The sequence below is a fragment of the Corynebacterium sp. CNCTC7651 genome (genome assembly GCF_021496665.1).
In the GTDB taxonomy this organism is placed as follows: Bacteria; Actinomycetota; Actinomycetes; order Mycobacteriales; family Mycobacteriaceae; genus Corynebacterium.
The window spans coordinates 2,342,931-2,356,709 of record NZ_CP071246.1; the positions used below are offsets into that span (position 1 = coordinate 2,342,931).

The following is a 13,779-nucleotide window of genomic DNA, read 5'->3' on the forward strand; positions in this document are numbered from 1 at the left end:
CCCACGCGCCGTGACCCGCCCCAGCTGGGGCGGGTACATTCGGCTGACATGGCCCCCAGCACCTCCCGTCCCAACACCGTCATCCGCAATTCGCTGCGCGGCGCACCCGTAACCAGCGCGATCACGGCGATCTGCATCGTGGTCTTCCTGATCACGGCACTGCAGGCCCGCTCGATCACGGACGTGGTGTGGGATTCTCCGCTGGGCTCCGCGATGATTCTGTGGGGCCCGCTGGTGGAGGGCTTGGGCTACCTCCGCCCGCTCACCGCGGGCTTTTTGCATCTGGACATCACGCACCTGTTCCTCAACATGCTGATGCTGGTGTTCGTGGGCGCGGAGGTGGAGCGCTACGTGGGCTCCGGGCCCTACGCGGTGGGGTATTTGGCCAGCGTGCTTGGCTCTTCCGGCGCGGTGCTGGCGTTCAACTTTGCCACGCCCACCGCGGGAGCTTCGGGCGCGCTGTACGCACTCATGGCCATGCTGGTGGCTATTGCTTTACGACGTTCCGTTGATCTCCGCGCCCCACTCGCACTCATCGCCGTCAACGTGGCCTACACCTTGATGGCGACCAACGTGAGCTTTTGGGGCCACGCCGGCGGGTTGGTGTTCGGTGCCTTGATGGCGTGGCCGTTGACGTCGCAAAGCATGCGCACCCGGTGGGTGGGTGCGCTCGCCGGACTGGCGCTGGGGACGGCGGCGGTGTGGGCGGCTACGCTGCCACTGTCTGCGCCGGTGTACTAAGCCGGTGTACTAAGCCGGGGTACGGGCTAGCGCCAGCCCATGGTCATCATCAGACCCAGGATGATGCCCGCGAAGCCGATGGCGTAGTTCCAGGGGCCCAGCTGCGCCACAAAGGCGACCTGGTCGCCGGCGATGTAGAAGAACAGCAGCCAGGCCAGGCCGAAGATCATCAGACCGAACATGATGGCCTTGTACCAGGCGGGGGTGCCGCCGGTGTTGATCTTCACCGGGGTGCGGTTTGCACCGGAGGAGGTGGAAGATACCGGGCGGGCGGCGTCCTTAGTTACTTTTGCCTTGGGCATCTTTGATCAAATCCTTTCGCGCGGGGCTGGCAATAGGGTAGCACCGGCCTAGTTGCCCTGGTTATTCAGCGGATTGAGCACGGCTGCGTCGAACTCCCACAGGTTGTACCCAATCGCCTGGTCCTTCCGGATGGTGTTGCCGGCGGGGATCTCCTGGTGGCCGATCAGGCCGGAATCCACCAGCGCGCCGGTAGGCACCGTCGGGCCGGCGACTAGGCGGCCGTTCCAGCCGGCGGCGCGCATGGTCCGGTCCGCGTCGCTCGGGTTCATGCGGGTAATCTGCGGCATGGTCATCAGCATGTTGTTGGACACGCGCAGCTCCACCGTTGTGCCGGTTTCCACCTCGGTGTTGGCGCCGGCGACACCGAGTACCTCGCCGTCCGGACGCTCCGAATCCACGCGGGTGACGGTGGAACGCAGGTTGAGCTGGGACAACGTGGCGGTTGCCTGATTCACGTTCAGGCCCTCCAAGGACGGGATGGTCACCCGCTCGCGGCCGGTGGACACCGTGATGGTTACCTTCGACCCCTTGGAAATCTGGGATCCCGCGGCCGGGTACTGGGAGGTGATAATGCCCTCCGGCACGTCGTTAGAGCTTTCGCGGCGGATGTCTTCGTTCAGTTCCAGGCCAGCCTCTTCCAGCGCCGCGGCAGCGTCCTGCGCGGTGAGGTTGGTCAGGTCCGGCACGTCCGTGATCTCGCGGCCGGTGGACACGTTGACCGTGATCAGGGTGCCCGGGGCGAGCTCGGAGCCTGCGACCGGGTTCGTGCCAACCACGTGCCCGCGCGGTACGTCGGGGCTGGGCTGATCGGACACGGCAACCTTGAAGCCCAAGCCTTCGAGTTCAGCCACCGCCTCGTGCCGCGGCTTGCCGTTCACGTCCGGCAGCGCCACCATCTGCGGCTGCGCAGGTGCCTGGTCCTGCTGCGGCTCCGGGGTGGAGAAGTAGGTGTACGCCAGCCAGCCGGTGCCCGCCAGCAGGGCGAGCCCCAGCAGCGAGGCAACCCACTTCATCCAGCTGCTGCTGGACGTTTTCTCGTTCGCGCGGCGGTGATCCTCGTAGCGCGAGGCCCCACCTGCCCCGCCTGCGGCGCCCGCGCCGGCGGCGGGAGCGGCCGCACGCATGTCCTCGCGCGGCGCCACGTCGCGGCGCGCTGGCTCCCTGCGCGGCGGCTGGCCGGAACGCACGGGTGCCGCGACCACGGTGGTGTCGGAGCTGTTGTATCCGCTGCGGCCACCAAGGTCTTGCTCTGCGGCGGCGAGGTGGCTGCGGGCGGCGTTGGTGACGGAGCCGCGCTCAAGCCGCGCCAGGTCCGCGCACATCTCATCGGCGCTCTGGTACCTATCCGCCGGGTGCTTGGCCATGGCAGTCAGGATCACGGAGTCCACGTTCACGGCCTCGTTGGGGCTCAACGTGGCGCTAATACGCTCGCTCGGCGGCTGCGGATCCTCCTGCACGTGCTGGTACGCCACGGCGAAGGGGGACTCGCCCTCAAACGGCGGGGTGCCGGTCACGGCCTCATACATCACGCAGCCGAGCGCGTAGATGTCGCTGCGAGCGTCGGCAGCCTTGCCGCGCGCCTGCTCCGGGGAGAGGTACTGCGCGGTGCCGATGACGGCGGAGGTCTGCGTCATCGCCGAGGTGGAATCATCCAACGCCCGCGCGATGCCGAAATCCATCACTTTCACTTCGCCAGTGTTGGTGACCATGATGTTGGCCGGCTTGATGTCGCGGTGGATAATCCCGGCGTCGTGGCTGGACTGCAGCGCGCGCGTGACCGGCTGGAGCAGCGCAGCGGCATCGTGGGGGGACAGGGGGCCGTCGCCCCGCACAATGTCGCGCAGGTTCCGTCCGGTGACGCGCTCCATCACGATGAACGGGATGTTCACCCCGCCGATGACCTGCGCGCCAGTGTCATACACCGCCACGATGTTGGGGTGGTTCAGCCGCGCGGAGTTCTTCGCCTCCTGGCGGAAGCGCTCGCGGAAGTTCTCGTCGCGCGCCATGTCGATCTTGAGCATCTTCACGGCAACGTCGCGCCCCAGCACGGTGTCGGTGGCGGCGTACACGTCGCTCATGCCACCGGTGCCAATGATGTCACCGAGCTCGTAGCGGTCAGCGATCTTCATGGTTTACGTGTTACCTCCTGGGGCGGGTGTGGCGTTTGGTAATTCTAGCCCACCCTGCCCCTGGCCAGGCTGTTGCTGTTCATTTTCCGGTGCCGGCACCTGCGGGGACGGCTGCGAGGGTTGCTGCGCCGTCGTGCGCTGCGGCGCCGGCGGCTGCGAGGACTGCTGCGGGTTGCTCGGAGCCGGGGCGCTGTTTTCCGGCGCCGGGTCGAACGTCACCGTGCCCGGCTCGCGCACCTCGCGCGTCGGCGTCGGCCGCTCCGGCACCGTTTCCTGCACGGTTGTGGTGCTGACCTGCGTTTCCACCGTGGTGGTCTGCGTCGTCTCGGTCGTCGCCGTGGTCGGCGGAGTCGGCGTTGTGGTCGTCGTCGAGCGGGGGGTGAGCACCCGGTCCAGCGCACCGCTTGACCACGCCCACGCCGCACCGCCGCCCACCAGGGCCAGCGTCAACAGCGTCGCGATAATCGGGCCCGCTTTCGAGGACTTTTGCTTTTCGACGTTCCCTTGCCCACGCCCCGACACCGGAGCAGCCGCACGAGCTGGCACGGGCGCCGGCTGTGGAGCCACCTGGCGCTGGGGAACCGGTGGCTGCTGGGCTTGGCGGTTCGCGGCAACCGCCCTAGCGGCCGACGGTGGATAGGCGCCGGCAGGGCGGGTGGTGCGGTTCTCGGAAACGTCGGCAAGCATCTGCGTCGAAGCCGTCGGCGAGGGTTCGGTGGCGATGACCTGGGTGCGGCCCCCGGGCTGCGCCGGGCGCATGCCGTCGCGCACCTGGCTGACGGCCAGCTGCATCTCGTTGCCGTCGCGGAAGCGCATCTCCGGGTCCTTGCGCAGGCCGATCTCGATGAGCTCACGTGCCGGGGCGGAGACGGAGATAGGCAGCGGCGGCGGCTCATTATTCACGTGCGCCAGCGCGACGGAGACGGAGGAATCGCCGGTGAACGGGCGGGTGCCGGAAAGCATCTCGTAGCCCACCACTGCCAGCGAGTACACGTCCGACGCCGGCGAGACCGCCAGGCCCTGGGCCTGCTCCGGGGAAACGTACTGGGCGGTGCCCACCACCATGCCGGTGCGGGTGAGCGGTACTGCGGCGGCGGCCTTGGCAATGCCGAAGTCCGTGATCTTGATCTGCCCGTTCTGGGTGATCATGAGGTTGCCCGGCTTGATGTCGCGGTGGATCAGGCCCATGCGGTGGATCAGGGCGAGGCCGTGCGCGGCCTGCTCCAGCACGTCCAGCGCAACATCCTCGTCCAGCTTGCCCTCGCGGGCGATCAGGTCCGCCAGGGATTCGCCGCGGATGTACTCCATGGCGATGAAGCACATGGGGTGAACCCGGCCGGGGACTGCACCTCGCGGTAGTCATACGTGGCCACCACGTTGGGGGAGTTGATGCCTTCCGCCGCCAGCGCCTCATTGCGGAAGCGGTCCAGGAACTCCTGGTTGGCCGAAAACTCGGGGCGCAGCACCTTGAGCGCAACCTCGCGCTGGTTCACCACATCATCCGCCAGCCAGACGGTGGACATGCCGCCGTGGCCGATGATCCACTGCAGCTGGTAGTCCGAGCCGATGAGTTGCTGCAGGTCCTCGCGGTTCTCAGTGTTCATGCTTGTCTCACCTTCTTAGTTTCGGGCTGCGTTGGAATCGGGGGCGGGTGCGGGCGGCGCGGGCGCGGCGTAGAGCACCGCGCGGCCCAGCGGGGAGGACACCTGGCCGCCGGTGGCGCCGGCGCCGAGGTTGCCGCCGTTCTTCACCACCACGGCCACCGCCACGTCCTTGCCCTTGTCAAAGGCCACGTACCACACGTGCGGGTCCGCGCCCTCCGCATGCTCGGCGGTGCCGGTCTTGGAGGCGAAGCCGTTGCCGTCATAGCCCCAGGTCGCGCGCTCGGAGCCGTACATCAGGTCCGCGATGGTGTTTGCTTCCTCCGGCGTGATGGCATCGCTGAGCTGGCGCGGCTTGTTGGCGGAGATCTCCGTGAGATCTGGGCGGAGCACTCGCTTGACCACGTAGGGGGACATCCGCTTGCCCTCGTTGGCAACCGTGCCGGCCATCACTGCGGCCTGGAGTGCCGTCATGGTCACGTCGCGCTGGCCGATGGAGGATTGCGCCACCTCCGGCCCGCTCGGCAGGTCGCCGAGGGAGCCCGCGGCGGCAGGCAGGCCCATGTCGTAGCGCTCGCCGACGCCAAACGCGGCCGCGGCCTCGCGCAGGCCGTCAGCACCGGCTTCCAGGCCCATCTGCACAAACGCCGTGTTGCAGGACAGCGCGAACGCGGTGCGAAGGGTGACGTCGCCGCCTCCGCCGCAGGGCATGCCGCCGTAGTTGGTCAGCGGGATGTCCGTGCCCGGCAGGATGGTCTGCGCCTCACCCGTCAGCAGGCTGTCCGGCGTGAAGCCGGCGCGCAGGCCCGCGGCGGTGGTGACAATCTTGAAAATGGAGCCCGGCGGCAGCTGCTCCTGCGTCGCGTGGTTCAGCAGCGGCTTGCCCGGGTTGTTGTTCACATCTGCCCAGGCGGACTCCGCAGTATCCGGGTTGGCAATCAAGTTCGGGTCATAGGACGGGGTGGACGCCATGGCCAGCACCTCGCCGGAGGAGGGCCGCAGGGCCACAATCGCGCCCTCGAACCCGCGGCTGTTCAGTTGGTCAAAGGCCAGCGCCTGCAGGTTCGGGTCAATGGTCAGCTCCACGGAGTTGCCAAGGTGGTCATCCTCCTGGCCTGTGCGCAGGAAGCGGGAGGAGGAGCGGGTGTTCTCACCGGTCAGCGCGCCGTTGTACCCCGCCTCCAGCTGCGCGGTGCCGTAGAGATCAGACACGTAGCCCAGCACCGGCGCGAAAGAGAAGGGCATGTTGGGGTACGCGCGCTGGTAGAAACCGGCGTCGTTCTTGAAGGACTCTGCAAGCACCTGCCCGCCCGCGTTGATCTGGCCGCGGTTGATGCGCTTCAGCTCCATGGTGATGCGGGAGTTGCGCGGATCCTGGGCGTACTCGTCCTCGCGGAAACCCTGCACCACGGTGAAGTGCACCAATAGGGCGATGATGAGCAGGAGCGAGAAGATCGCCCCGAATCGGATGGACTTATTCATCTAGGCGGTCACCTCCGCGCGTGCCCGTCCAGGCGCCTTCGTCATCGCGTTGGCGTCGAACTCCGCCGGGCGGTTGGCCGAGTTGGAGATGCGCAGCAACAGCGCCAGCAGGATGTAGTTCGCCATGATGGAGCTGCCGCCCGCGGACATGAACGGCGTGGTCAGGCCCGTCATGGGCAGCATGGAGGAAATGCCGCCTGCAACAACGAAGATTTGGATTGCAATCGTCGTCGCCAAGCCTGCGGCAAGGAGCTTGCCGTAGGTGTCGCGCACGGAGAGCGCGGCGCGGAAGCCGCGGGTGATCAGGATGGCAAAGAGGGCGAGGACGCTTGCCACGCCGATCAGCCCCAGCTCCTCACCAATCGCGGCCAGGATGTAGTCCGAGTGCACCACGGGCACGAGCTCCGGGTGGCCGTAGCCCAAGCCGGTGCCGGTCAAGCCGCCCCAGCTCAGGGAGATCAGGGCGTTGGCGGGCTGGTTGCCAATGCCGTCAAAGTCCGCGAACGGGTCGATGAAGTTGGACACGCGCTGCTGAATCTTCTCGCTGACCTGGTAGACAGCGTAGCCGCCGATGGCTACCAGGCCAACGCCGATGAAGAGCCAGGACGCGCGGGAGGTGGCAAAGTACACCATGGCCAGCACGGTGGCGAAAAGCAGCAGGGCCGGGCCAAAGTCATTGGACACGGCCATGATCAGCATGGCGATGGCCCACACCACCAGAATCGGCGCCAGGTCCCGCAGGCGGGGAAACGTCAACCCCAAGAAACGCTTGCCCGCCACCGTGAACAGGGCGCGCTTTTGAGCCAAGAGCTGCGCAAAGAAAATCAGCAGCAGGATCTTGGAGAATTCGCCTGGCTGGATGGAGAAGGGACCCAGCCACAGCCAAATTCTTGCGTCCGCAAAACCCGGCGGTTGAGGCCATACTAGCGGTAATGCCAGAAGTATCAACCCGACAAGGCCGAGCAGGTAGGAGTAGCGCGACAGCGCCTTGTGGTCGCGCACGATGGCAAGCGTGATCACCATCAGCACCACGCCCACGAAGGACCACATCATCTGCCGCTCCGCCAAGGGCCCGTACTGGGGGCGGTCTGCCAGGTCAATGCGGTAAATGATCACCAGGCCGATGGCGTTGAGCAGGGACACGATCGGCAACATCGTCTGATCCGCATGCGGCGCGAGGAACCCGATGGCGATGTGCGCCACCGCGTATACGCCGATGAACCCGCCGATCAAGATCAGCATGTCCTGGCTCAAGGCGCGGCCCTGGCTCAGCTCCAGGCTGAACAGCATGAGCGCCAGCAGCCCGGTGGAGCACAGCAGCAGGAAGAACTCCCTGCCGCGCATGCTGAAAGCACCCATCTACCTCACCTCCCGGCACGCTGCGGTAGCAGCGTTGGCGCTGCCGTTCGCGCTGGCCTTCTCCGCGCCGGACTTGTCTACGCAGACCGGCAGCGCTTCATCCGCAAGCCGGCCCAACAGGCCCAGCACATCGTCATAGGTGCCGCCGCCGAAACGCTCAGCGGTGCCGCGCTGGCTTTCGGGCAGATCCTCCTGCTTGAACAGGTTGCAGCTGGAGGAATCCTCCACCTCCACGTTCACAATGCGCAGCTGGTTCTTCTCGTCGATGCACGCGCGTTGGATGCCCTCGCGGTCCTGCTTCGAACCGTGCTCGATGACAAACGCGCCGTCCTCATCGACGGACACAAAGTATTGGTCGGAGGTTCTGTTCTGCACCCACATCACGCCGGCGAAGACCAGGATCAGCGCCAGCAGCAATGCGCCGACTACCCACGGCCAGACGGTGCGCTTAGGCCGATGGGGACCCTCCTCGTCCGCGCCCGCCGCACCGGAATCGGCCAGCGTCGCGCCGCCTTCCGCAGGCTGCAGCTTCGCCCGGTTGTGGTCCGGCTGGATGGTCTCGGACTTGCGCAGCAGGGCGGCCGCGCGGCTGGCGGAAGAGTTCGGGTGGGTCGGCTCGTAGCTCGGTGCCAGCGCGCCGACAATGGCGGGGGAGGGGCTTTTCTCGCTTGCGGGCGCCTCCCCGGCAACTACATCCGCCACCACAACCGTGATGTTGTCCGGGCCGCCGGAGCGCAGGGCCAGCTCAACCAGCCGCTGCGCCGCGATCTCCGGGCTGCCCTGGTCAAGGGCGACCGCAATGGTCTCATTGGTCACCGGGTCCGACAGGCCGTCGGAGCACAGCAGCACGCGGTCGCCCGCCTTGGCCTCCACCATCTCCAGGTGCGGCTCCACTGGGCGGCCGGTGTAGGCCTTCAGGATCAGGGACTTCTGCGGGTGGGAGGAGACATCCTCCGCGTTCAGCTTGCCCTCGTTCACCAGGGACTGCACAAAGGTGTCGTCTACCGTGAGCTGGGTCAACTGGCCGTCGCGAAGCAGATAGCCCCTGGAATCGCCCACGTGGATCATGCCGAACGCGGTGCCGTTGAACATCAGAGCCGTGAGCGTGGTGCCCATGCCCTGCTGCTCCGGGTGCTGCGCCGCGGAATCCTCGATGGCGGCGTTGGCGTCCTCCGCAGCGGCACCTAGTAGGGCGAGTAGATCCGCATCCCCCGGCTCCTTGTCCAGGTGCTCCAGGTGGGTGACCATGAGCTGGGACGCGACCTCGCCCGCCGCGTGGCCGCCCATGCCGTCCGCCAGCGCGAGCAGGTGCGGGCCGGCGTATGCGGAGTCCTCGTTGTTGCCGCGGACTAAGCCGCGGTCGGACGCTGCGACAAAGTCCAGCCGCAGTCGCTGCTGGGTGTTCTTTGCGGGTGTCGTCATGGCACAAGCCTCACAATCGTGCGTCCCATTTTGATGTCGGTGCCAACCTGCACCCGTTGGCTGGTCGATGCGCATGCCTTGCACAAACGTTCCGTTGCGGGAGTCTAGGTCCTCCACAAACCACTCGCTGCCCCGCCGGAACAGGCGCGCGTGGCGGGAGGACGCAAAATCATCGCCCAGCTGGAAGTCATTGTCCGGCCCGCGGCCGATGGTGACGTCCTCCACGCTGGCAATCTCCATGTGGGAGCCCTTCAGCGGGCCCTCCACCACGGTGATCTCGCGCGCCTTCTCACGCTTGATGGGAGCTTGGGCTACTGCTTGGCGACGCACAGCCCCAGCCGCCGCCTTAATATCCCTGCGCTGGACCCACATCACCAGCAAGATGAACACCCACAGCAGGGCAAGCAACCCGAAACGGGAGCTGAGGATCACCATCTCATCCATGTGGCGTCACCTTCCTTTGGGCGATGTCGGCGCAACCACAGCGGTTGCGCGGTTGTGTGAACTACTGGCCGAAGTATTCCGTGCTCGGGTGGCTTGCCGCCTCCGTCGGCGCACCGGCCGCGCCGGGCTGCGGCTGCTGCTGCGTCACCTGGGCCAGCGGGCTCGCCGCGCGCGGCTCCACAATGCGCACCTCGATGTGGGAGTGGCCCAGCGTAATCACATCGCCATCCGCCAGCATCCAGTTCTCCACCGGCTCATCGTTCACCGTGGTGCCGTTGGTGGACTGCAGGTCCACCAACACCGCAACCTCGCCGTCCCACGTGATCTCCGCGTGCTGGCGAGACACCCCGGTATCCGGCAGGCGGAAATCCGCGTCGTTGGAGCGGCCGAGAATGTTGGAGCCCTCCTGCACCAAGTAGGTGCGGGAAGAGCCGTCCTGCAGCAGCAGGCTCACGGTCGGGTGCGTACCCGCTCCGGGCTGGGCGGTCGAATTGGGTTCGGACATCTGATCCTCCTGGTGTTTCGCCAACGCCGAAAGGCCGGCGGAGCGCGGCTTCGGTTCCGCAAGAATTGCGTCGAAACCGCTGGCCACGTCCGGCTCTGAATCGATATATGAGGACACCCGCAGCTGGCCGGTTCGCAGGCCGGACTCTTCCGCGATGCGGACCACGGCCGGCCCGTCGAGGAACCAGCCCTGGTTGCGCACGTAGCGCATGAGCTGCTCGGCGAGGTCCACGGGAAGGTCGCGCTGCTGCGACAGGTTCTCCAGGTCCTTGGAGGACACGCCCACTGCGTAGACGTTCGGCGCCACGATCTCGTCGCGGTCCGTCTCCACCACGGAGTCCTGCGCTTCCTGCCGGATCAGCTCCTCAATCTCCGCCGGCACGACTTTGCCGCCGAACACCGCCGCCATCGAGTTATCCAGCCCGCGCTGGATGGAGCTGTCCAGCTTCGCCAGCCTGTCCATGAACGACACTTCCCGCACCTCCTTCCTGTTGCCTGATGCCTGCAGCTTGCAACGCTTTCCACGCATGCGAAAACGGTCGAGCGAGCTTCGGGTGCTTTTCGACGCAGTAAGTATATGTTGCCAAGCCCCCGCAACCTAGAGCACCAGTGATTGTGCGGGGTGCTGGCAGGGCGTTCACGGGTAAGCTCTGCCGCATGAAACGTGGGTGGGCCGCGCGCCCAGCTCTACACGCCGCGACTGCAATCGCGCTGCTTATTACAGGTACCGGCCTAGCCAGCTGCAGCACTATCCCAGCCATCCCGGCCGACCCGGACGGCACCTATAACCGTGTCGCTGGCGGGACGCTAGTGGTGGGTGTGTCGCCGCGCGCGCCGTGGACGATCGTCGATACGCAACGCGTCGAGATGCGGGGCGAAGCGGGCGCGGTGCGGGGCACGGACGCGGAGCTGGTGGAGAAGTTCGCGCGCGAGATCGGTGCGGACGTGCAGTGGCGCGTGGGCTCGGAGAGTGACTTGGCGCGGTGGATTGAGGACCGCGAGGTGGACATTGCCATCGGTGGGCTGGCGCAGGATGCGCCCTGGGAGGATTCGATGGCGCTGACCCGGCCGTTCAAACCCACCGGCGGCACCGTGATGGGCGTGGGGCTGGGGGAGAACCGGATGCTGACGGAGCTGGAGCGGTTCCTAAGCCGCGAGGCGGGTGAGATCTGATGGTGCAGGAAGCGAGCACGCGCAGCGGGCGGGAGACGCTGCCGGCAGACCAGCAAAAGCTCATGCGCAAGGCGGTCCGCCTGGAGTGGATCACCATCGCGGTCAAGCTGGTCACCATCCCACTAGTGGGCTTGGTGGCCGGGCAGAGCCAGGCGATGAAGACCGCCTGGTACGAGGACATTTTGGAGCTCCTGCCACCGGTGGCGTTCTTGGTGGCGGCGTGGACGATCCGTCGTCAAGCAAATGCCAAGCACCCCTACGGCCACCACCGCGACATCGGCGTGGGGTACCTGGTCGCGTCCTTTGCCCTCTTCGCCATGGGTATCTACCTGCTGTTTGAGGGTGTGATGAGTCTGGTGCACCGGGAGCGCCCGCCGATTGGCACGGTGGTGCTCTTCGGCCACAGCATCTGGCTGGGCTGGTTGATGATTGTGGTGATGGCCGTCTCCGCCGCCGGCCCCGTGATTCTTGGGCGCCTGAAGCTGAAGCTGGTGGAGGAGTTCCCGGACAAGGTGCTTTACGCGGACGCGGACATGAACAAGGCCGATTGGATGACGGCGGTGGCCACCATCATTGGCGTGCTGGGCATCATTGGCGTCGGCTGGTGGTGGATGGACGCGCTGACGGCGGTGGTGGTGTCCGTGACCATTATCGACGACGGCTGGTCCAACCTCCGCACCTCCGTGCGCGACCTGGTGGACGGCCGTCCCACCGACATTCACGGCAACAAGCACCCGCTGATAGATAAGGCGCTGAACATCGCCGGGGCCCCAGCCTGGGTGGCGGAGGCGAACGGCCGCTTCCGCGACCTGGGCCACGTCCTGCACGCCGAGATCTTCGTGGTCCCGCAGCCGGGGCACAATCCGAGCGTGCAGGAGCTTGCTGCTTTACGACGTTCAGTTGAACACCTCGATTTCCAACTCCACGATGTGTCGGTTGTTCCGGTGGAGGAGATCCCTGAATTCCTGCGCTGAGCTGGCGATTTGTTTCGCTCGTGTGGCGCGATGCTATAGTAAGCGAGTCGCCCGCCCGGGTGGCGGAATTGGCAGACGCGCTGGCTTCAGGTGCCAGTGTTCGCAAGGACGTGGGGGTTCAAGTCCCCCCCCGGGCACAGATGGTAAGGCCCCGAAACGCCGGTTAGCAGGTGTCTCGGGGCCTTACGCATGCGCTGGGCTACGCTTTCTGCAATCAGTACGGAAGAAAGGCCAGCGCACCATGACCGAGCAGACCCGGGAAACCCTCATTGACGCCTACTTTGGAGAATTTGGCGGCCAGTACGTGCCGGAACCGCTGTTTCCAGTGTTGGATGAGCTGGAGAAGGCGTTTGTGGAGGCGCGCGAGGACGAGGAGTTCCTCGCCGAGCTGGCGGAGCTGCAGGCCAAGTACCTGGGCCGCCCGACCCCGTTGTATGAATGCGCGAACCTGCCGCGCTCCAAGCAGAATCCGGGCGAGAAGATGCAGGGCGTCCGGCTCTTCCTCAAACGCGAGGACCTGGCCCACGGCGGCGCGCACAAGGGCAACCAGGTGCTGGCCCAGGCGCTGATTGCCAAGCGCCTGGGCAAGACCCGCCTGGTGGCGGAGACCGGCGCCGGCCAGCACGGCACCGCGACCGCGATGGTGGCGGCGCTGATGGGCATGGAGTGCGTGATCTACATGGGTGCCCAGGACGTGGCACGCCAGCAGCCGAACGTGCGCCGCATGCGCATGATGGGCGCCACCGTGGTGCCGGTGACCAGCGAGGACGGCGGCTCCATGTCCAACGCCATCGACGTGGCGCTGGGGGATTGGGTGGAGAACCTCTCCACCACCCACTACGTGCTGGGTTCCGCCTGCGGCCCGCACCCGTTCCCGCGCCTGGTCAAGGAGTTCCAGGCCGTGGTGTCGCGCGAGTCCCGCGAGCAGATCCAGGAAGAGACCGGCAGGCTGCCGGACGCGGTGGTGGCGGCAGTTGGCGGCGGCTCCAACGCTATCGGCGCGTTTGCCCAGTACCTGGAGGATCAGCCGGGCAACGCGGAGGTGCGCCTGATCGGCGTGGAGCCGGCGGGCGAGGGCCTGGACACCAGCAAGCACGGCGCGCCGCTGAACCACGGCACGATCGGCATCCTGCACGGTTCCCGCTCCTACGTGGTCACCGGCCCGGACGGTGAGAAGTTGAGCGAGTCCCACTCCGTCTCCGCCGGCCTGGACTACCCGGGTGTGGGCCCGGAGCATGCGCACCTGATGCACACCGGCCGCGCGGAGTACGTGGTGGCCACGGACGCGGATGCGCTGCAGGCGTTCCGCATCCTTGCGCGCTACGAGGGCATCATCCCCGCGCTCGAGTCCTCCCACGCGCTCGCGGAGGCGTTCCGCATGGCAGAAGAGGCGGAGGCCGCGGGCGAGGAGCTGAACATCCTGGTCAACCTGTCTGGCCGCGGGGACAAGGATATGGAGTACGTGTTCAACATCTTGGGCGACCAGATTTACGAGGACCCGTTTGCCTCCCCGGTGGGTGACATCCGCGTGACCGAGGTGCTCTCCCAGATGACCAGCGCCTCCAACGAGCGCGAGGGCGACAACGCGGTGGCGCACCACTAGGGGGGACCGGACGGCCGGTGAGCGCCGGCGGGGAACGCGGGCGC

10 protein-coding genes, 1 tRNA gene and 1 pseudogene are annotated in these 13,779 nt (G+C 66.7%); 5 read left to right on the plus strand and 7 right to left on the minus strand.

The features are described from left to right. The first annotated feature begins 48 nt into the window (after positions 1-48). A complete protein-coding gene (locus JZY91_RS11160) occupies positions 49-741 on the plus strand; it encodes a rhomboid family intramembrane serine protease (protein ID WP_234947916.1) in 693 nt (230 codons plus the stop codon). Between the two features lie 26 nt (positions 742-767). On the opposite strand, the gene crgA is transcribed toward JZY91_RS11160, so the two are convergent. The 7 genes and pseudogenes from crgA to JZY91_RS11200 all read right to left on the minus strand — a co-directional run bounded on the left by crgA (position 768) and on the right by JZY91_RS11200 (position 10,457). Then, complete coding sequence (gene crgA, locus JZY91_RS11165; protein WP_234947917.1) at positions 768-1,043, minus strand: cell division protein CrgA; 276 nt, start codon at positions 1,041-1,043, stop codon at positions 768-770. 48 nt (positions 1,044-1,091) lie between these two features. Continuing rightward, positions 1,092-3,173 (minus strand): Stk1 family PASTA domain-containing Ser/Thr kinase, encoded by a 2,082-nt coding sequence (gene pknB, locus JZY91_RS11170; protein ID WP_234947918.1) that lies wholly within the window; start codon positions 3,171-3,173, stop codon positions 1,092-1,094. A gap of 3 nt (positions 3,174-3,176) precedes the next feature. Continuing rightward, positions 3,177-4,777: pseudogene (locus JZY91_RS11175) on the minus strand (protein kinase). Positions 4,778-4,792: 15 nt separating this feature from the next. After that, positions 4,793-6,256, minus strand: a complete 1,464-nt coding sequence (locus tag JZY91_RS11180) for a penicillin-binding transpeptidase domain-containing protein (protein ID WP_234947919.1) — start codon at positions 6,254-6,256, stop codon at positions 4,793-4,795. Beyond that, positions 6,257-7,615, minus strand: coding sequence for an FtsW/RodA/SpoVE family cell cycle protein (locus JZY91_RS11185; protein ID WP_234947920.1), 1,359 nt, complete (start codon positions 7,613-7,615; stop codon positions 6,257-6,259). It abuts the gene before it with no gap. Further along, complete coding sequence (locus tag JZY91_RS11190; protein WP_370639226.1) at positions 7,616-9,481, minus strand: FHA domain-containing protein; 1,866 nt, start codon at positions 9,479-9,481, stop codon at positions 7,616-7,618. 61 nt (positions 9,482-9,542) lie between these two features. After that, the gene (locus tag JZY91_RS11200) at positions 9,543-10,457 is read right to left on the minus strand and encodes a DUF3662 and FHA domain-containing protein (protein WP_234949143.1); all 915 of its coding nucleotides are present in this window, start codon (positions 10,455-10,457) and stop codon (positions 9,543-9,545) included. A gap of 185 nt (positions 10,458-10,642) precedes the next feature. On the opposite strand from JZY91_RS11200, the gene JZY91_RS11205 reads away from it, so the two are divergent. The 4 genes from JZY91_RS11205 to trpB all read left to right on the plus strand — a co-directional run bounded on the left by JZY91_RS11205 (position 10,643) and on the right by trpB (position 13,735). Continuing rightward, on the plus strand, positions 10,643-11,158 hold the full coding sequence (locus JZY91_RS11205; protein ID WP_234947921.1) for a transporter substrate-binding domain-containing protein: 516 nt from the start codon (positions 10,643-10,645) through the stop codon (positions 11,156-11,158). After that, positions 11,158-12,132, plus strand: a complete 975-nt coding sequence (locus JZY91_RS11210) for a cation diffusion facilitator family transporter (protein WP_234947922.1) — start codon at positions 11,158-11,160, stop codon at positions 12,130-12,132. The genes JZY91_RS11205 and JZY91_RS11210 overlap by 1 nt, the downstream gene beginning before the upstream one ends. Before the next feature lie 53 nt (positions 12,133-12,185). Beyond that, positions 12,186-12,269: transfer RNA gene (locus JZY91_RS11215), tRNA-Leu, on the plus strand. A gap of 104 nt (positions 12,270-12,373) precedes the next feature. After that, on the plus strand, positions 12,374-13,735 hold the full coding sequence (gene trpB, locus JZY91_RS11220; protein WP_234947923.1) for a tryptophan synthase subunit beta: 1,362 nt from the start codon (positions 12,374-12,376) through the stop codon (positions 13,733-13,735). The last annotated feature ends 44 nt before the right edge of the window (positions 13,736-13,779 follow it).

What these genes read in the sequence shown, in the direction of transcription:
- JZY91_RS11160 (WP_234947916.1), top strand. Translation starts at nt 49, where the DNA reads ATGGCCCCCAGCACCTCCCGTCCCAACACCGTCATCCGCAATTCGCTG.
- crgA (WP_234947917.1), bottom strand. Translation starts at nt 1,043, where the DNA reads ATGCCCAAGGCAAAAGTAACTAAGGACGCCGCCCGCCCGGTATCTTCC.
- pknB (WP_234947918.1), bottom strand. Translation starts at nt 3,173, where the DNA reads ATGAAGATCGCTGACCGCTACGAGCTCGGTGACATCATTGGCACCGGT.
- JZY91_RS11180 (WP_234947919.1), bottom strand. Translation starts at nt 6,256, where the DNA reads ATGAATAAGTCCATCCGATTCGGGGCGATCTTCTCGCTCCTGCTCATC.
- JZY91_RS11185 (WP_234947920.1), bottom strand. Translation starts at nt 7,615, where the DNA reads ATGGGTGCTTTCAGCATGCGCGGCAGGGAGTTCTTCCTGCTGCTGTGC.
- JZY91_RS11190 (WP_370639226.1), bottom strand. Translation starts at nt 9,481, where the DNA reads ATGGATGAGATGGTGATCCTCAGCTCCCGTTTCGGGTTGCTTGCCCTG.
- JZY91_RS11205 (WP_234947921.1), top strand. Translation starts at nt 10,643, where the DNA reads ATGAAACGTGGGTGGGCCGCGCGCCCAGCTCTACACGCCGCGACTGCA.
- JZY91_RS11210 (WP_234947922.1), top strand. Translation starts at nt 11,158, where the DNA reads ATGGTGCAGGAAGCGAGCACGCGCAGCGGGCGGGAGACGCTGCCGGCA.
- trpB (WP_234947923.1), top strand. Translation starts at nt 12,374, where the DNA reads ATGACCGAGCAGACCCGGGAAACCCTCATTGACGCCTACTTTGGAGAA.